This is a genomic window from Streptomyces sp. NPDC002054 (assembly GCF_040296685.1).
Lineage (GTDB): Bacteria > Actinomycetota > Actinomycetes > Streptomycetales > Streptomycetaceae > Streptomyces.
The window spans coordinates 1-19,867 of the sequence record NZ_JBEOXT010000016.1 but is presented as its reverse complement, the minus strand read 5'-3'; the positions used below and the strand labels follow the sequence as shown (position 1 = coordinate 19,867).

General features: G+C 72.6%; 7 protein-coding genes. 2 read left to right on the top strand and 5 right to left on the bottom strand.

Annotated elements, in window-relative coordinates; genetic code table 11:
• Positions 1-604 precede the first annotated feature (604 nt).
• On the top strand, positions 605-1,213 hold the full coding sequence (locus ABT123_RS16790) for a response regulator transcription factor (RefSeq protein ID WP_351314404.1): 609 nt from the start codon (positions 605-607) through the stop codon (positions 1,211-1,213).
• Between the two features lie 72 nt (positions 1,214-1,285).
• On the opposite strand, the gene ABT123_RS16785 is transcribed toward ABT123_RS16790, so the two are convergent.
• The 4 genes from ABT123_RS16785 to lanKC all read right to left on the bottom strand — a co-directional run bounded on the left by ABT123_RS16785 (position 1,286) and on the right by lanKC (position 8,386).
• Positions 1,286-3,511: an ATP-binding cassette domain-containing protein gene (locus ABT123_RS16785; protein ID WP_351314401.1), complete on the bottom strand. Its 2,226-nt coding sequence runs from the start codon at positions 3,509-3,511 to the stop codon at positions 1,286-1,288.
• Positions 3,508-5,520 carry an ATP-binding cassette domain-containing protein gene (locus ABT123_RS16780; protein ID WP_351314398.1) on the bottom strand — a complete coding sequence of 671 codons (2,013 nt, stop codon included), beginning with the start codon at positions 5,518-5,520 and terminating at the stop codon, positions 3,508-3,510. The genes ABT123_RS16785 and ABT123_RS16780 overlap by 4 nt, the downstream gene beginning before the upstream one ends.
• Positions 5,521-5,593: 73 nt before the next feature.
• On the bottom strand, positions 5,594-5,731 hold the full coding sequence (locus tag ABT123_RS16775) for a SapB/AmfS family lanthipeptide (RefSeq protein WP_150205781.1): 138 nt from the start codon (positions 5,729-5,731) through the stop codon (positions 5,594-5,596).
• Positions 5,732-5,767: 36 nt separating this feature from the next.
• Positions 5,768-8,386 (bottom strand): class III lanthionine synthetase LanKC, encoded by a 2,619-nt coding sequence (lanKC, locus tag ABT123_RS16770; protein ID WP_351314394.1) that lies wholly within the window; start codon positions 8,384-8,386, stop codon positions 5,768-5,770.
• Between the two features lie 536 nt (positions 8,387-8,922).
• Between lanKC and ABT123_RS16765 the strand changes: the two genes are divergently transcribed.
• Positions 8,923-11,190, top strand: a complete 2,268-nt coding sequence (locus ABT123_RS16765) for an MMPL family transporter (protein ID WP_351314391.1) — start codon at positions 8,923-8,925, stop codon at positions 11,188-11,190.
• Positions 11,191-11,258: 68 nt separating this feature from the next.
• Here the strand turns inward: ABT123_RS16765 and ABT123_RS16760 are convergent, their stop codons facing one another.
• Positions 11,259-19,850 carry a non-ribosomal peptide synthetase gene (locus tag ABT123_RS16760; protein ID WP_351314388.1) on the bottom strand — a complete coding sequence of 2,864 codons (8,592 nt, stop codon included), beginning with the start codon at positions 19,848-19,850 and terminating at the stop codon, positions 11,259-11,261.
• Positions 19,851-19,867 lie beyond the last annotated feature (17 nt).

Below are 19,867 nucleotides of genomic sequence, written 5' to 3'. Positions count from 1 at the left end.
TCGCCACCGCCGGATCCTTCGGCTCCTTCAGTATGGGCACTCCGGCACGTCATCAGCGCGCCGGACGGGCTCGGGCGCGCCGGACGGGCCGGGGCGCGTCGTCCGGCCGCCCCGCTGTGCGCCCCGGCGTACGCCGACCGCGCGGACGCCACCCCCGCGCGCCGGTGGCGGTACTGCGCCCCGGCCGGGTTCGCGCCATGTTCCCGGCCGCCGCGCGCGCGGCGGCCACGGCACGAAGGGGACCGATGGGGAGCGATGGGGACGACCGGCGTCCGGGTGCGGGGGTACGGGCGGATCCGGGCCCGGTCCGTCCCGGCCGCCGCCCCGGCCGTCGCCCGGCGGGAGCATGCCCAGGCCATCGGGGGCGGAGCGTACGGCTCCGGAGCCGTACCGCACGGCCGCACCCCGGACCGGTCCGGTGAAACGTCCCTCCCGGGGGCTCCCTTGGCCGGAAGCACACGCTCTGCGCCCCCCGTGCCCCGACCGTCGTATTCCCGGGGGCCGATCGTGGGCAGCGGGATGGGGTCGTCACCATCCGGCATCACCCCGCAACACCCCGCAACACCCCGCAACCCCCGAACCACGCCGACCGAGAAGGACAGCCATGACCAGGATTCTGGTGCTCCACAGTGTCAACCTGCTGAGATCAGCTCTCACCGCGCTGCTCCGCGCGGAAGGGCCCTTCGATGTCGCGGCGGCGGCCTGGACCCGAGCCGAACAACAGGCCGAATCCTTACAACCCGATGTCTGCGTGGTGGACGTCGACTGTCCGGGCGCGTCGGCCGTCCTCGACGGGGACGGGCCGGCCCGGACGGGGGTCCTGGGCCGGAACACGGCACTGCTGGTGCTCGCGACGGCGGCCCGGCCCGGCTCGCTGCGCCGGGCGTTCCAGGCGCAGGCGCACGGCTATGTCGACAAGGACGGCTCGCCGGGGCGCCTGGTCCAGGCCATCCACAAGGTCGCGGGGGGCGAGCGGTCCGTGGACGCCTCCCTGGCATCCGCACTGCTGGAGAACGGCAGCACGCCGCTGAGCAAGCGGGAGCGGAGCGTCCTCGCCCGCGCCGCCGACGGGGACTCCGTCGACGAGATCGCGCACGCCCTGCACCTGGCCCGGGGCACGGTGCGCAACTACATGGCCTCCGCCGGCCGGAAGGTCGGCGCCCGCAACCGCGTCGACGCGATACGGATCTCCCGGCAGGCCGGCTGGGTCTGAGCCGCCGGGACCGCCGGGGCGCCCGGGCAGCCCGGGGCGCCCGGCCGTCCGGCCGTCCGCCCGTCCGGGCCCTCATCCCTCGTGGTCCACCCAGAGGCCGGCCAGGTCGCGATAGGCGGGCGAACGCTCCCGCACCTCCTCGTGGGTGCCGCATACAGCGTGCGAGTCCCCGTCGAGCACCAGCACGCGGTCCGCGCGCAGCGCCGAGGAGATGCGGTGGGCCACCACGACCAGGGTGCCGGGGCGGGCGGCCAGGGCGCGCTCCGCCCGCTCCTCGGCACGGGGGTCCAGGTGGCAGGTCGCTTCGTCGAGCAGGAGCAGCGGGGCGGGCGAGACGTAGGCCGCGGCCAGGGCGAGGTGCTGGCGCTCGCCCTGGGAGAGCCGGGCGGGGTCCACCGGCCCGTCCAGGCCACCCAGCCGCTCCACGAGCCCCTCCGCCCCGAGGGCCGCAACGGCCTCGACGAGCCGGTGGTCCGCGGCCGGGGCCGGGCGCAGGTGGTTCAGGTTCTCGCGTACGGTCCCGGTGAACACGTACGCCTCCTGCGGCAGCAGGGTACGGCGCGGGTCGGGCCCGGGCGGCCCCGGTGCGGCAGGTTCCGGGCGGGCGGGCCGGCCAGCCAGCAGGACCGCACCGCGGTCGGGCTGCACCTGCCCGGCCAGCAGGGCGGTGAGGGTGGACTTGCCGATACCGCTGGGCCCCACGACGGCCAGGTGTTCGCCCGGCGCAACGATGAGATCGAGCTCGCGCAGCACCGGCCGGGCGCGCGGCCCGTACGCGAAGGTGACGGAGCGCAGTTCGGCGGCGGGTGCAGTGGGTGCGGGTGCACCGGGTGCGGGTGCGGCGGGTGCGGGTACGCCCGGGGCAGGTACCCCCGGAGCGGGTACCCCCGGAGCGGGAACGCCCGGAGCGGGAACGCCCGGGGCGGGAACGCCCGGGGCGGGTACCCCCGGGACGGGAACCCCCGGGGCGGGTACCCCCCGGGCGGGAACGCCCAGGGCGGGTACCCCCGGGACGGGAACCCCCGGGACAGGAACGCCCGGGACGGGAACCCCCGGGGCGGGTAACCCCAGGGCGGGTACCCCCGGGGCGGGTACGCCCGGGGCGGGTAACCCCAGGGCGGGTACCCCCGGGACGGGAACCCCCGGGACGGGAACCCCCGGGGCGGGTAACCCCAGGGCGGGTACCCCCGGGACGGGAACCCCCGGGGCGGGTACGCCCGGGGCGGGTACGCCCGGGGCGGGTACGCCCGGGGCGGGAACCCCCGGGGCGGGCGTTTTGGGTGGAGCCGGTGCGTGTGGCGGCGGGGGCTCGGTCGGGGCGCGGCCGGGGGGCGGGGTGGTGAATCGTTCGAGTACCACCAGGAGGCGGGTGCCTGCGGTGCCGAGTGCTGCCATCAGGCTGTGCAGGGCGGGCAGCAGTGCTTGGAGCAGGTACGTCAGGGCGCCCGCCAGTGTCCCGGCGCTGACCCCCCGGCGGAGCAGCCACGGTGCTGCGGCCAGCAGCAGGACGACCGGCAGCCGGCCGGCCAGCCCCAGCGCGAGGGTGCGCAGGGCGGCCCAGCGGGCCAGCCGGTTCCCCAGCCGTTCCGCTTCGGCGATCAGGGCTCCGGTCTCGGCCGTCATCTGGGGTGCGGCCCCGCAGGCGACCACGTCCCGCAGGCCCGCGGCCAGCGCACCGGCCCGGGCGGAGAGCGCCTCGTCGTTGTCGAGCCAGGCGCGCTGGGCGGCGGCCATCGGGGCCAGGGTGGCGGCGAACGCCGCGAGCCCGAGCAGCAGCGGGACCAGTACGAACACCAGGAGCACCGGCGCGAGGGAGGCCAGGCCCACCAGGGCACCCAGCGCGGTGAACACGAACGACCGGGCCGTCAGGAGGAGTCCGGCGAAGGAATCCCTGGCCATTTCCGCCTGCTGGGTCAGCCGGGACACCGCGGCGGTGTCCGCAGCCCGGGCCGCCCGGGCGGGCCGCGCCACCGCCGTGTCCAGTGCGCCGGTCACCGCGCGGCGCACCAGCCCGTCCCGGAGCGGCTCGACGAGCGCGGCGAGGCCGGCGAAGACCCCGCGCATGGCGGGTGCGCCGAGCAGGGCCGCCGCCGCGGCCACGGCGAGCCAGATCGCGCCGGTCCGGGGGGCTCCCGCGAGGAACCCGTCGTCGAGGGCGCGGGCCACCGCGTATCCGCCCAGGAAGGTGTGGGCGGACTCCGCGAGGGAGCAGCCGGCGAGTACGGCGAGCGCGCGCCGGCGTCCGCGCAGGAACCGGCGGGCCTCCGGGGCGACCCGGTGGAGCGGTCCGGGCGTCATCGCACGCCCTCGGCGGCCTTCGCCGGCCCGGCGGCCTCGGCCGGCTCGGTTGTCGGGCCGGCCGCGAACACGGCCCGGTAGTGCGGGTCCTGCCACAGGTCGCGGTGGGGTCCCACGGCCCGTACAAGGCCCCGCTCCAGCCAGACCACCACGTCGGCGCGGGCGGCGCTGGACACCCGGTGGGCCACCGTGATCCGGGTGCCCGGCCGTACCTCGGCGGCGAGGGCGCGGTCGACCTCGCGGGCGGTGACGGTGTCGAGGCTCGAGGTGGCGTCGTCGAGGATGAGCAGCCGGCCGGGCCGGCAGAAGGCGCGGGCCAGGCCGATCCGCTGGGCCTCGCCGCCCGACAGCGGGGCCTCGGCGAGCGGGGTGCCGTACCCCTCGGGGAGCCGGCGGATGAAGGAGTCGGCGCGGGCGGCGCGGGCGGCGGCCACCACCGCCTCGGGTCCCGGCGGCGGGCAGACCCCGAAGGCAATCGCCGACCCGACTGTGTCGCCGAAGAGGGCCGGGCCGGCAAAGGCGTACGTGACCTCGCGGCGCAGTTCCGCGGCGCCGAGCTCCTCCAGCGTTACCCCGTCGAGGCGGACCCGGCCGCGGTCGGGAGCGGTGAGCCGGCCTGCGACGGCGGCCAGGGTGGACTTGCCCGATCCGGAGCCGCCGACGACCACCGCCCGAGTGCCGCCGGGGAGGTGCAGGGTGACGCCGCTCAGCACGTGCACGCCGTCCCGGACCACGGTGACGTCGTCCAGGTCGAGCGTGCCGATGGCGGGGCCGGCGTCGGGGCCGGGGCCGGTGCCCGGGCCGGGCAACCGGGCCGTGCCCTGGGCCAGTTCCGGCAAGGCGAGGAGTTCGGCGGTGCGCCGTGCGGCCGTACGCCCCCGTACCACGCCGGCCAGTGCTCCGGTGGCCGCGCCGAGCCCGGCCGCGAGGGCGGCGTACCGGGCCCCGGCCACCAGGTCGCCGACGCCGAGGGCGCCGGAGGCGAGCCGGAACCCGGCCACCGCGATCACGGCGTACAGCAGGAGCGGGAGGAGCGCGGTGCTGCGGGCGACGGTGCCGCCGTAGACGCGCCACATGCTGCGGCCGGCGGCCGAGAGTTCGGGCAGGGTCCGCAGGATGCGTGCGCGCTCACGGTCCGCCGTGCCGGCGGCGGCGATGGTCCGCGCGCCGCCGAGCGCCTCGGCGAGCCGCCGGGCGATGCCGAGCTGGAGCTGCTGGTAGCGGGTGACGCTGGCCGCCGAGTCGCGGGCGAAGGCCCGCAACAGCGCGAGCAGCAGCGGCAGTCCGGCGAGGAAGGCCAGGGCGGTCCACAGGTCGATGATCAGGAGGGCGATGACACCGCCGATCGGGGGCAGCAGCGCCACCACGCCACCGGCGGCGGTGGCGGGCACCGTACCGGCTTCCGTGGTGTGTGCCGTGAGCCGGGCGGCGAGGTCGCCGGGCGGGAACCGGGCTGCGTGGTGGGGAGCGGCGGCCAGCAGCCGGTCGAGGGCCCGGCGGCGGAGCCAGGCGGTGGAGCGGGCTCCGACGGTCCCGGTCAGGCGGGCCGCGACCGCGTCGAGGAGGACGTCGGCGATGATGAGCGCGGCGCACACGGCGGTCCAGGCGGGAGCGGAGGCATCCCGTGCGAGCAGCAGGTCCAGGGTGTGGCCGAGGAGGGCCGGTTCGGCCAGCGCGGTCGCGGCCGAAACGACGGCACAGCCGACAAGCGCAGCAACCGCCCCGACACCATGCCGCGCAGCCCCGACAAGCGCCCGATCGGCAACCCGCGCGGCGTCCTCGCCGGCGGCGAGGTCGGCGGCGGCCCGTGCGTCGCCCCGGTCCGAGGCGGGGCTATCGGCCCGGCCGACAGAGCAGTCGGCGGCCGACTCGGCGGCGCGTCCATCCACGCCGTCGGCGGCCCGTGCGTCGGCCCGGTCACGGGCGGGACCATCGGCCCGGTCGGCGGCGCCAGCGGCGCCAGCGGCGCCGTCGGCGGGTCGTGCGGCCGGCAGGGGGTCGGTGGTCATGCGTGCGCCTCCCGGTCCGCGGCCCTGCGGGCCCGGCCGGTCCGCGGGGGACCGGCCGGGCCGCATGGCGCGACTAGTTACAGGTGGTGATGCTCAGGCTGCTGTCGCCGCAGAGCAGCAGGCTGGCGCGGCTGCCGCCGCCACCGGTGAGGCCCGCCTCGGTGGTCTCTTCCTTGATGGTCTCCATCGACTGCAGGTCGAGAAGGGTCATGTCGATTCCTTTCACTCGTGGTGCGTGGTCGGTGGGTCACGATCCCGTGCGGGACCGGCTTTGGGGCCGCGGAAGCGGCGGAAGGAACGGCAGCTGGGCGCGGACCGCCGGAGCGGCGCTGCCGAGGGCGAGCAGGATGCCGGCGGTGCCCGTGGAGAGGTCCATGGACAGCCGCATCAACTGCTCACCGGGGAAGGCCAGATGGCCCTGGTACGGCACGGCGTGCCGGGCGAGCGCCTCGATCTGGCGGTCGATGTCGGCCCGGTCGGTGCCGGGCCCGGTGCAGGTCGTGCGGGCCAGGTACAGCACCATGCCGGCCGCGCCGCGGAACAGGCCGGGCTGGGCGTAGAAGGTGGCTTGTGCCGCCCGTACGATCTGCCCGCGCGCCTGCTCGAAGGACTCGTCGCGGGCGTGCTGGAGGTAGTCGTCGAGGACCATGCCGATGCCGACGCTGCCGGCGCCGAGGTACGGCATGGTGCGCCAGCCCTCGTCGACCTGAAGCGTGCCGTAGGCGCTGGTCACGCAGGCGCCGAGGTCGCGGCGCAGGCATGCGGCGGCGAGGTCGAGCAACTCCCGGTCGCCGAGCCGCTCGTAGAGGCGCAGGAAGAGCAGGGCGGGCCCGGAAGCTCCGTAAAGCAGCCCGGCCTTCCGGCCGCCCGGCGCGGAGCCGTCGGCGCGGTCGGTCCGGACGGTGCCGGCCACGAGCTCGGCGCACTGCAAGGCCGCGTCGTGCAGCCCCGGTTCGCCGGTCGCGGTACCGAGCGCGTCGAGGGCGAGGCCGATGCCGGCGAGCCCGCTGTGCAGGTCGGGGGCGGCGGCGTCCCACGGCTGTTCCGTGATGCGCTCGGCCAGTTCCAGGGCCCGCCCGGGATGGCCGAGCCGCTCCAGGGTCCAGGCCAGACCGGCGAGTCCGTCGTAGAAGCCGGGCGGGGTGCCGGAGGCGGGGTCCTTGCTGCGGTCCAGCAGCCACTCCTCCGCCTCCGGCCACGACGGGCGACCGGTCTCGGCGAGGGCGTAGAGCACGCCGGCCGCGCCGTAGCCGACGCTGAGGCCGCCGCCGGGGTGGGCGAACTGCGCGATGTCCCCCGGGAAGAAACGGTCCTCCCGGTCGGGCGTGGCGGAGGCCGTGATCGCCGCGGCCAGGGAGTCCCGGCTCGCGGGCCACTCCCCCGGCCGGACCGGCAGATACGGCTGGGCGGGCAGGTGCCCGGGAGAGCCGTCCGGGCCGGCGAGGATCTCCTCGACCGCCTCGTCCAGAAAGGCCCGGGGTACGGGGAACTGCTCGGCGGCGATCGCCGCGAGATGAGCCGCCTTGGTGCGGTCCATCACGAGCAGGCTGGTCAGCGGCAGGAAGAGGGCGAGGCGCAGGCAGGCGAGCGCATAGCGGTCCACGGAGAATCCGCGCCGGTCGGCGGGTGCCACGAAGGCCGGGTTGGCGACGGTCTGGCGGGAGCCGTCGGCGCCGTCCGCGGCGGCCTCGAAGTCGAGCAGGAACACCGTCGGGTCACCCGAGCCCTCGCCCTCGCCGTCGTCCTCCCGCACCATGATGTTGAACAGGTGCAGGTCGTTGAAGACGATCCCGCGGGCGTGCACGGCCGCCACCGCCTCCGTCACCTTGCGGTGCACGGCCAGCGCCCACCGGGTGTAGGAGGCGAGTTCGGCCGGGTCGGGATCCGCCTCGATCAGCGGGTGGCGGCGGGCGAAGAAGGTGTTGAGCGGTTTGCCGTCGAGGTACTCCAGTGCCAGGAAGTGGTGTTCGCCGACGGTGAAGGCCTCCCGCACGGCGGGTACGCAGTCCAGGCCGGCCAGCCGCTCCAGCGCGTCCTGCTCCCGGTGCAGCCGGGTCACCGCGTCCGCGCCGTCGGCGGCCAGCCCGGCGTACGGCCGTGCCTCCTTGAGCACGACGCGCTCGCCGGTGCGGCTGTCGCGGGCCAGGTAGACCCCGCCGCCGTTGGAGAAGTGCAGGGCCCGCTCGACCGAGTACGGGAGGTCCGCCAGGGTGAGAGCGGACCGGGCGTCCAGATGGGGCTGGAGGAACTCGGGCGGGGTCACCCACTCCGGCAGCCGGAAGACGGGTCCGCGCGGGTCGGGTACGAGCCGGCCCTCGGGGTCCTCGATGGCGGGGACCAGTTCGCCCCGCTCGTCGTGGCAGTGGCGCAGGGTGAAGCTGCCGTAGCGCACGTACACCGGCCCCCGGCCCCAGCGCAGATCGCTGAGGATGTACGGGCCGGGCTCGCCGCCGAGCAGCACGTCGAGGTCCTCGGCGATGCGCCGGAACTCCTCCGGATCGGCCGGGTACACGGTGATGAACTTGCCGGCGCCGGCCCGGTCGGCGTACTTGGCGTTGCGGTTGTGCAGGAGGTGGCGGCTGGGCACGAACTTGAAGGCGATGCGCCGCGGGACGCAGTAGTCGCGTACCCGGTCGAGGACGGACTCCGCGTTCTCGAGCGTGGCGGACACGTGGATCTTCCAGCCCTGTGCGGGCAGTCGGTGCTCGACGGGCCGCCATGCCAGCCAGTCCCCGGTGCGGTGCGACTGCCAGCCCTCCGGAACCGGGGCGGTCCCCGCCGCGTAGCCGCTGTCCTCGCTGCGCCGGTACGGCGCGTCGTAGAACCAGCGGTCGGCGTCGCAGAACACCGCGTACCCCTTGTTCACCCCTGCTCCCTCGGTTGGCGACGGGATGACGGTGTCACGGTGCCGAGGGGCCTCGGTAGTCCCGTTTGTCATCGACGGGATGTGCGCTACGCACGCGTCACTTCGGGATCGTTTCGCCCTCACTGGACGGACGAGGGGCCCCATCAAGAAGCCGTCAGTGGGGTGTCAGGGATGCATCAAAGCTGCCGCCGGTGAGATTCCGCCGACTCCTGTGGCGCTCGCCCGCGCCACAGACCGATGCGATGGCGCCACGATGGCTCAATCCTGGCGCAAGGGCGACGCCTTTTGACACACGGCCCCAACACGGGAGGACAGGGCCTTGGACCTCGTGTGACGCTACCGAAGGAGCGCTTCCGGATGGGCCGGTGGCGCCCGCGTGGCGCCGGACTGGCGCCACTATCTTGCGTTGGCGCCAAGATGGCGCCATAGTGGTGTCACGCAGTCCGAGGCGCGCACGCCTCCCGGACCCGTCGCCGCGCGCACCGAGAAACGGTGCGCGAACCCTCCACTGCCGATCCGACAGGAGCCTGTTCGTCGTGGCTACATTCCTCTACAAGCTGGGCCGCCTCGCCTTCCGGCGGCGAGGCTTGACCGCCCTGCTGTGGGTGCTGATCCTCGGCGGGGTGGGTGTCGCCGCCTCGTCCGCCCCGCCGCCTCCGGCCGACACGTTCTCGATGCCCGGGACCGAATCCCAGAAGGCCTTCGACCTCCTCGAGGAGAAGTTCCCGGCGGCGAGCGCCGACGGCGCCATCGCCCGGGTGGTCATCCGCGCCCCCAAGGGCGAGAAGATCTCCGGCCCCGAGCGGAAGGCGGCGGTCTCCGGGCTGGTCTCCGACCTGACCAAGGCCCCTGAGGTGGGCTCGGTCACCGATCCATACACGGCCAACGCCATCAGCAAGGACGGCACCACCGCCTACACGGTCGTGACGTACAAGATCGCCGGCACCGCGCTGACCGACAAGGAACACGACGCGCTCACCGCGGCGTTGGACAAGGCCCGCGGCACGGGCCTGGCCGTCGAGGCCGGCGGTGACGCCATCAAGATCGAGGCGGAGCTGGGCGGTGCCGAGGGCATCGGCATCCTCATCTCGGCCGTGGTCCTCCTGATCACCTTCGGCTCCCTGATCGCCGCGGGCATGCCCCTGCTCACCGCCATCATCGGGGTCGGCGTCGGCCTCAGCGGCATCCTCGCCCTCGGCAGCACCTTCGGCCTGTCGGCCACCACGTCCACGCTGGCCATGATGATCGGCCTCGCCGTCGGCATCGACTACGCCCTGTTCATCATCTCCCGCTACCGCTCCGAGATCTCCGAGGGCCGGGCGCCCCAGGAGGCCGCCGGACGCGCCGTCGGCACCGCCGGATCGGCGGTCGTCTTCGCCGGACTCACCGTCATCATCGCCCTGGCCGGCCTCGCCGTGGTGAACATCCCGATGCTCACCAAGATGGGCATGGCCGCGGCCGGCACGGTCGCCGTCGCCGTCCTGATCGCGATCACCCTGGTCCCGGCGCTGCTCGGCTTCGCACCGGTCAAGGTACTGCGCCGCATCGACCGCAAGGCGGTCACCGGCAAGGAGCTCTCGGCCCGGCAGCGGCGCAAGGCCGCCAAGGCGGCGGCCAAGCAGAAGCCCAACCTGGGTACGCGCTGGGCCCGTTACGTGCTGCGCCACCCCGTGTCCGTCCTGCTGGTCGGCGTGCTCGGCCTGGGCGCGATCGCACTGCCCGCCGCCAGCCTGGAGCTGGGGCTGCCCGGTGAGGGCACGATGGCGCCGGAGACCACCCAGCGCAAGGCCTACGACATGCTGTCGGAGTCCTTCGGCCCGGGCTTCAACGGCCCCCTGACGATCACCGTGAGCGCCAAGGACGCCACAGCCGCGGCCGGTTCGGCCGGCCAGGCCCTGGTGAAGGTGAAGGGCGTCGAATCCGTCTCGCCGGCCACGGCCAACAAGGCGAACGACACCGCGATCCTGAACCTCGTACCGACCACCGGGCCGACCGACCACGACACGGAGGAGCTCGTCCGCTCCATCCGCAACAGCGTGAGCGGCATCGAGAGCAGCAGCGGCGCGGACGAGATCCTCGTGACCGGCCAGACCGCGATGTTCATCGACTTCTCGAAGACCCTCGACGACGCGCTGGTGCCGTACCTCGCCCTGGTGGTGGGCCTGGCCTTCCTGCTGCTGGTGCTGGTCTTCCGCTCGATCCTGGTCCCGCTCAAGGCGGCCCTCGGCTTCCTGCTGTCGGTCAGCGCGGCGCTCGGAGCCGTGGTGGCGGTGTTCCAGTGGGGCTGGCTCGCCGACCTGTTCGGCGTCAAGGCGACCGGCCCGGTGGTCAGCACGATGCCGATCTTCATGATCGGTGTGGTGTTCGGCCTCGCAATGGACTACGAGGTGTTCCTGGTCAGCCGGATGCGGGAGGCGTACACCCACGGAGCGAAGCCCCGTGAGGCGGTCGTCACCGGCTTCCGCTACAGCGGCCGGGTGGTCAGCGCCGCCGCCATCATCATGATCAGCGTGTTCTCCGGGTTCATCACCGAGAGCAACGACCTGATCAAGATGATCGGCTTCGCCCTGGCCTCGGCGGTCCTCTTCGACGCCTTCGTGGTCCGCATGGCCATCGTGCCGGCCCTGTTCGCCCTGCTCGGCAAGTCGGCCTGGTGGCTGCCGAGGTGGCTGGACCGGCTGCTGCCGAATGTGGACGTGGAGGGCGCCAAGCTGGAGGGCAGCCACACCGCCGGCAAGGAAGACCCGGTGGCGCGGGCGCTACGCAAGGCCAAGGAGCCCCACTACACCGGCTCCCGCTGGTAAGCAGGCGCGCCGCTACGCCGAAGGGGCCGCCCCGGCTGTTCACACAGCCGGGGCGGCCCCTTCCGCCATCAGCCGATGATCATCCGGGACACCAGGTCGGCCTGGTCCTGCACGAAGTAGTGGCTCCCGCCCGCGACCACCTGGAGTGACACCTCCTCCGCGTAGTGCTCCCAGGCGAGGTAGCCGCCCGCGACAGTGTCCGTCGCCGGGTCCGCATCACCGATGATCACGTGAATGGGGGCCTTCAGCCGTTCCCACTCCCCCACGCTGTCGATCAGGAACCGGATGCCCTCGCGCATGTCGTGCCGCAGGACGCGCAGCACGTGCTGCAGATCCCGCTCGTCGAATGCGCGCTCGAACCCGCCCAGCGAGACCAGGAACGCGTGCAGTTCCTCGTCGGTGCTGTCGAGCGCGGATTCGAGCGTGTCGGGCGTCGTGGACGCGGCGAACGCAAACGCCGCGATGTCCCAGGGCGCTCCCAGATGGATCCCCGACGGGACCAGGCCGCGGTCCTCCAGCCCCCGGGCCACCAGCACCGTCAGCAGCGTGCCGGCACAGTGCCCGTACAGGCTGAACGGCCCCTCCACCGAGGCGGAGATCTCCTCGACCAGCCGCTCCTGGCACTCGGCCCTGTCCACCATGGGCTGGTCGGGCAGCACCGGGTCGTGCCCCGGCAGGGCCACGGTCCACAGGTCGACGTCCGACGGCATCTGTGCGGCCAGCGGCTGGTACACGGTGGCGCTGCCGCCGCCGTACGGAATGCAGATCAGGCTGTGCCGGGGGCGCTCGCCCGCCGGCCGGTCCGGGGTGAGCCGGTGCAGCCAGCGGTGCGGTGCACCGTCCTCGGGGGCCGACGCCAGGTGCTCGGCGAGGCCGCGCGGGGTCGGGTTCTTGAACAACTCGATCACGGACAGCCCCTGGCCGATGGCGCGGGCGAGCGTCACCGCCTTGAAGGAGTCGCCGCCGATATCGAAGAAGTTGTCGTCGATGCCGATGCCGTCGATGCCCAGCACCTGGGTCCAGGCCTCGACGATCCGACTCTCCAGCTCATTGGTCGGCGGAGCCGCCGCTCCGCCCCGGCCGCCGATGAGAGCGGGGGTGGGGGCGGGCAGTGCCTTGCGGTTCAGCTTTCCGTTGCCCGTCAGGGGAATCGCGTCGAGCAGGACATAGGCCGTGGGGACCATGTAGGCGGGCAGGAACGTCCGCAACTCGGCGCGCAGCTCTGCCGGTTCGGGGGATTCACCGGCGGCGGGCACCACGTACGCCGTCAGTACGCTGTCCCCGACCGCGTCGGCACGCACCAGCACCCGTGCCTCCGCCACGCCCGCCTGCCCGATCAGCGCCGCCTCGATCTCTCCCGGTTCGATCCGGAAGCCGCGGAGCTTGATCTGGTCGTCCGCCCGTCCCAGGTACTCGAGTTGGCCGTCCCGCGTCCAGCGGGCCAGGTCGCCGGAGCGGTACAGGCGGCTGCCGGGCGGGCCGAACGGGTTGGGGACGAAGCGCTCGGCGGTCAGGTCGGGACGGTTGAGGTAGCCGCGGGCCAGCTGGCCTCCGGCCACGTACATCTCTCCCGCGACACCGGCCGGAACCGGCCTGCGGGCCCCGTCCAGCACATGCACCTCGAGGCCCGGAAGGCCGATGCCGATGATGCTGCCGGACTGCTCCTTCACCAGGCGCTCGGTCAGCACGCGATGGCTGACGTGCACGGTGGTCTCGGTGATCCCGTACATGTTGACGAGCACCGGCGCGTCCTCGGCATGGCGCTCGTACCAGGCGCCGAGCTGGGCCAGGTCCAGTGCCTCGCCGCCGAAGACCACGTAGCGCAGCGCGAGTTCGCCGCTGAGCTCCGGAGACTCCCGGTCCGCGCGCATCAGCTGGTAGAACGCGGACGGCGTCTGGTTGAGGACCGTGACCCGCTCCCGCACCAGGAGGGCGAGGAAGTCCTGCGGGGAGCGGCTCACCTCGTACGGGACCACCACCAGCCGGCCGCCGTACAGCAGCGGTCCCCACAGCTCCCACACCGAGAAGTCGAAGGCGTACGAGTGGAACATGGTCCACACGTCGTCCTCGCGGAAGCCGAACAGGCCCTGGGAGGCGGTGAACAGGCTCATCACGTTCAGGTGCGTGACGGCCACGCCCTTGGGCCGGCCCGTGGACCCCGAGGTGTAGATCACATACGCGGCATCGGTGGCGCGGGACGGGGTGGTGTGCTCGGACCCGTCGAGGTCGTGGCCCGGCAGCGCCGCGAGTGCCTCCTCCGTCGCCGGTTCGGCCAGCGCCAGACGCGGCACGCCGCTGTCCGGGATCCGGTCCGCGACGGCCGCCGTGGTGACGACCAGCTGCGGGTTCGAGTCCTCGAGGATGTACGCGATCCGGTCGGCCGGGCTCTCCGGGTCGATCGGGACGTACGCGGCCCCCGACTTCACGATCGCGAGCAGCGCGACGACCAGGTCGGCCGAGCGGGGCAGGGCCACGGCCACGAACTGACCGGGCCCGGCACCCCGCGCCGCGAGCAGGCGCGCGAGCCGGTTCGCCCGGGCGTTGAGCTCGGCATAGTCGAGACTCACGTCCTCGCAGGTCAACGCGGGCAGACCGGGGGTCCTGGCCGCCTGCGCCTCGAATGCCGCGGCCAGCGTGACCTCGGGCACCGGGCCGCCGGCGCCGCCGGCCCGGGCCCACGCCGCCAGCTCCGACCGCTCGGCCGCATCCAGCACGTCCACCCGGTCGACCGGCACCGCCGGGTCGGCCACGGCCTGCTTCAGCACGCGGACGAAGCGGTCGGCGATCTGCTCGACCGAGGCGCGGTCGAACAGATCGGTGGCGTACTCGATCACGCCGTCCACCCGCCGCCCGTCCCCGGTGATGGACTCCCCCAGGTTGAAGAGCAGGTCGAACTTCGACACCCCGGTCACGGCCGAGACGAACTCCGCTTCCAGGCCGGGGAGGTCGAACCCGGACCGGGGGACGTCCTGCCAGGCCAGCATCACCTGGAACAGCGGGTGGTGGGCGGTGGAACGTTCCGGCTTGAGTACCTCCACCAGTCGCTCGAACGGAACGTCCTGGTTGCCGTACGCCGACAGCGCCTTGTCCTTCACCTGCCCCATCAGTTGCTCGAAGGTCGGGTTGCCCTCCAGGTCGGCCCGCAGGATCCAGGTGTTGGCGAAGAAGCCGATCAGGTCGTTGAGGGCCTCGTCGGTACGGCCGGCGATCGGGGAACCGATGGCGATGTCCTCGCCCGCGCCCAGCCGGTGCAGCAGCACGGTCAGGGCCGACTGCATCACCATCGAGACGGTCACGTCCCGGCTGAGCGCCAGCTGCTCCACTGCGGCGAGGGTTTCCCCGTCGATGGTGAAGTCGATCATCTCGCCGCGGTGGCTGAACTTCTCCGGCCTGGGGCGGTCGGTGGGCAGCTGGATCGGGTGCGACATGTCCGCCAGTTCCGTGCGCCAGTACTCGGACTGCCGGGACAGGACACTGGTGGGGTCGGATGCCTCGCCGAGCAGCTCACGCTGCCAGAGCGTGTAGTCGGCGTACTGGACGGGCAGTTCGGCGAACTGCGGTGCCCGGCCCGCACGGTGTGCGGCGTAGGCCGCCGAGACCTCCCGCATCAGCGGGGCCATCGACACCCCGTCGGTCGCGATGTGGTGGATCACCAGGCACAGGATGTGCTCATCCGGGCGGATCCGCAGGATGCGGGCCCGCACCGGAATCTCCGAGGCCAGGTCGAACCGGTACGTGGCCACCTCGGCGACGGCCTCGGAGGCGCGCTCCGCGGCCACCACCAGCACGGGAACGTCGAGGACCGCCTCCGCCACGGGCACCACCACCTGCATGGGCACCCCGTCGGCGTCTTCCACGCACACGGTGCGCAGGACCTCGTGCCGGGCCACCACGTCGCGCAGTGCGGCGACGAGGGCGTCGGCATCGAGCTCGCCGGTGAGGCGCAGGCTGAGCGGGATGTTGTAGGTGGCGGAGGGCCCCTCGAGCTGGTCCATGAACCACAGGCGGCGCTGTGCGAAGGACAGCGGGAGCCGCTCGGGACGTTCGGTGAAGCGCTCCAGGGGGCGGCGCAGCGGGGTGCTGCTGCCATCGGTCAGGTGCGCGGCGAGCTCGGCGATCGTCGGCGATCCGAAGACCGCCTTGATCGGTATCTCCACGCCGAGCTCGGTACGGATCCGGCTGACGATGCGGGTGGCCTTGAGGGAGTTGCAGCCCAGGGCGAAGACGTTGTCGTCGATCCCCACGGCAGCCTGCTCCAGGCCCAGGCCCAGGACTTCGGCGACCACGTCGGCCAGGACCTTCTCCTGGACCGTACGCGGCGCCCGGTAGGCAACGCCGACGAACTCCGGCTCGGGTAGCGCCGCCCGGTCCAGCTTCCCGTTCGGCAGCAGCGGCAGCCGGTCGAGCAGCACGAACGCCGACGGGACCATGTACTCCGGCAGGCTGCTCGCCGCGAAGGTCCGCAGGTCGTCCACATCCACCGGGGCCGACACGACGTACCCCACCAGCTGTCCCCCGTGGGCGACGACTGCGGCTTGGGCGACGGCGGGGTGCGCGGTGAGGGCCGCTTCGACCTCGCCGGGTTCGATGCGGAACCCGCGGATCTTGATCTGGGTGTCGCTGCGGCCGAGGTACTCCAGCTGGCCGTGCGTATTCCACCGCGCCAGGTCGCCGGTGCGGTACATGCGCGCGCCGGGCGTGCCGAACGGGTCGGCGACGAAGCGCTCGGCAGTCAGGCCGGCCCGCTCGAAGTAGCCGCGGGCGATGGTCCCGCCCACGTACAGCTCACCGACTGCGCCGGCCGGGGCGGGCTGCAGCCCGGGGCCGAGAACGTAGGCGCGCATGTTGCCGAGCGGCGAGCCGATGGGGGCACTGCCCTCGCCGCCCGCGACGGTGTGAGTTGTAGCATAGAACGACTCGGTCTGCCCGTAAGCATTGACCACACGCACGCCGGGGAACGCATCACGGACCCGCGCCACCAGACTCGCCGGCAGCGCCTCACCCGCGAATACGAGCGTGTCCACACTCGTCGCATCAGTCAGCAGGTCTACGAGCTCCGCGAACGCCGACGGGACAGTAGAAATGATCTGACCGTCGAACCCTCCACGCTCACCGAGCACCAGCACGTCACGGACCATCTCGATGGACCCGCCATGGCACAGGCTGGTGAAGATCTCGAACACCGACACATCGAAGTTGACGGACGTACTCGCCAGCGCCCGACGCCCCGGCCCGGCCTCGACAGCCTCGGCCAGACGTGCCACACCGTTGACCACGGTGGCATGGCTGACCGCGACACCCTTCGGCGTCCCGGTCGAACCCGACGTGTACATCACGTACGCCAAGTCCTCGGGACCGGTCACCACACCCAGATCCCCGGCCTCACCCACAGCCAGATCGACCGCGTCCAGCAGCAGCACCGCAGCGCCACTCTGCGGCAGAACCGACAGCGTGTCCGCATCGGTGAGGATCACCTGCGGCCGGGCCTCACCGAGGATGAAGTCCAACCGGTCACTCGGGTACTTCGGGTCCACCGGCACATACGCGCCACCGGCCTTCAGCACCGCCAGCAACCCCACGACCAGGTCCGCCGAGCGAGGCAAGGCCACCGCCACCACGGAACCGCGGCCGATGCCCCGGCCCGCCAACACCCGCGCCAACCGGTTCGCCCTCGCATTCACCTCCCCGTACGTCAACTCCACCCCGTCGCACACGATCGCGACGGCATCAGGGGACGCACCGGCCTGCCGCTCGAACAGCTCCGAAACCGACACCTCAACCACAGGGGCGGACGTGTCGTTCACCAGAGCCAACCGCTCACGCTCACCCGCCTCCAGCACATCCACCCGACCCACCGGAACATGCGGATCCACCACCAACTGCCGCAGCACGCACGCCAGCCGAGCCGCGATCGTCTCGACTGCCGCCCGTTCCAGCGCGGTCGGCTGGTACTGGAGGTTCACCTGCAAGTACGGGTCGGCACCGACCATCACGGTGAGCGGATAGTGGCTGCCGGACATCGCGCGGAATCCGGCCATGGAGATCCCGCCCGCGGTGTGGGCTTCGGCGATCGCAGCCTGATCCACCGGGTAGGACTGGAAGACCACCAGTGTGTCGAACAGTTCCTTGAGCCCCGTGTCCTGCTGGATGTCGGACAGTCCGTAGTGGTGATGGTCCAGCAAAGCCGCCTGCCGCTCCTGCAAACCGGTCAACACCTCAGCGAGCGTCTCACCCGGCGTGTACGCCACCCGCACAGGCAGCGTGTTGATGAACAGGCCCACCATCGAGTCGACGTCCGGGACCGCCGGCGGCCGGCCCGAGACCGTGGCACCGAACAGCACGTCCGCGCGCCCCGTCAGCTGCCCCAACAGCACGGCCCAGGCACCCTGCACCAGAGTGTTGACGGTGACACCCATCTCTGCGGCACGGCGCGCCAGCGCCCTGGCGTCCTCCGCCGACAAGGGGGTGCTCACCTGCCCGATGGCCGAGGTCTCCGCAGCCGCGGGCGCTTCGGTCAGCAACAGGGTCGGCTCTTCCACACCGGCGAGTTCCGCGGCCCAGGCCCGGACAGAGGCATCGCGGTCCTGGCGTGACAGCCATGCCAGGAAGTCTCGGTACCCGCCCCGAACCCTCGGCTGCGCGCTCAGCTCGCCGGCAGCCCCGTAGAGACGCAGGATGTCCTGCACCAGGATCGGGAACGACCACCCGTCGAAGAGCACATGGTGTGCGGTCAGTACAAGTTCACAGTGATCAGGGCCCATCCTGACCAGGGACAGCCGGAGCATGGGAGGCGCGACCGGGTCGAAGTGCGCGGCGTGGTCCTCGACGAGGAACCGCTCGAACGCCTCACCGCGGGCCTCCTCGCCCAGACCACTCAGGTCGATTTCCTGCCAGGGCAGCTCGACGCCATCGACCACGATCTGGACCTGGTGGCCCTCGGACGTGGTGACGAACGCGGTACGCAGGTTGGGATACCGGTCCAGCAGCGCCTGCCCCGCCGCCCGCATCCGCTCCGCGTCCACCGGGCCCGCGATGCGGAACGCCAGCTGCATCTGGTAGGCGTCGAAGTCGTCTTCGTTGAGCAAGGCGTGGAACAGGAAGCCGGACTGGAGGGGGGTGAGGGGCCAGACGTCGGAGAGGGAGGGGTAGCGCTGCTCCCAGAGCTCGATGTCCTGCTGCTTCACTCCCACCAACGGCAGATCCGACGGAGTGAACCCACCCGCGCCCGGAGTCGCCGCATGCCGGGCGATCGCCTCCAGTGCTTCGCACCACAGGTCCGCCAGCTCCTGCACTTCCTCACGGGTGAGCACACCAGTGGCGAATCCGATCACGGCCTCGAACCGAGAGCCCTGCTCGGTGTCGACCACTGCCGAGTTGATCTCGACGGTCGACAGAGCCGGCATGTCGGCGTTCAGGTCCGCGGTCACGGCTTCGGCGCCCGACAGCTGGGTCCAGCCGAGGCCGCGCAGGTCTTCGGGCATGTCGGTGGCGGAGAACCGGCCCAGGTAGTTGAACCCGATCTGCCCGGTCCCGTACTGCGCCAGCTCGGCGCCGGTCTCATCGTTCAGGTAGCGCAGGAGACCAAAGCCCAGCCCCTTGTCCGGAACAGCCGACAACTGCTCCTTGACCGCCTTCAGCACACCGCCCGCAGCCGGGCCGCCGGCCAACGCCTCGTCCAGATCGAACCCGGCCGTATCCAACCGCACCGGGAACATACTCGTGAACCAGCCGACCGTGCCCGACAGATCCGCACCCGGCACGACCTCCTGCTCACGACCATGCCCCTCCAACTTCACCAACACCGACGACTCCGCCACACCCCGCACACGACGCCACTTCGCCACCGCGACACCCAGCGCAGCCAACAGACCGTCATTCACACCACCACGGAACACAGCCGGCGTCGTCGTCAACAACGCCTCCGTCACAGCCGACGACACACCCACCCGCACCCGATCAACCGTGGACATCACATCCACCACCGGATCCAACGCCCGCGACCCCAACAACGGATCCGGCCCATCCAGCACCGACCGCCACACGCTCAACTCAGACACCCGCTCGGGACTACGGGCCTCCTCCAACAGCGCATGAGTCCAACGCCGCACCGAAGTGCCGACACCGGGAAGCTTCGGCGTCGCCTGGCCGTCCCTGACCTGCCTCCACGCTTCGGCGAAGTCCGGCAGCAGGATCCGCCAGGACACCCCGTCGACGACCAGGTGGTGGAGTGCGATCAGCAGACGACCTGTGCCCTCTTCCGTCCGGAACCAGACGAACTGGGCCATCACCCCGCCCGTCGGATCCAACCGGCCGACCGCTGCGTCCAGTTCGGCAGCGGCCAGACGCTGCCATTCCGTGCCGCAGGTGCCGTCCCAGGCGACCCGGTGCACCAGCGCGGGCACATCGACCGTGCCGACAGGATCGATACGGAGGCTGCCGCCGCCCTCCCCGTCGAGGACAAGGCAGGAACGCACGACGTCATGCCGGTCGATGACCGCCTGCAGGGTGGCGTACAACTCGTCGGCGCCGATGCCATGCGGCAACTCCAGCGCGAGGGTCATGGCGAACCGGTCGTAGCCGCCGCCCAGTTCGAGCATGTACTCCGCGATGGGAAGCAGCGGCACCACACCCGTGCCACCACCTTCGAACTCCTCCAGCACGGCAGCACCACCGGCAC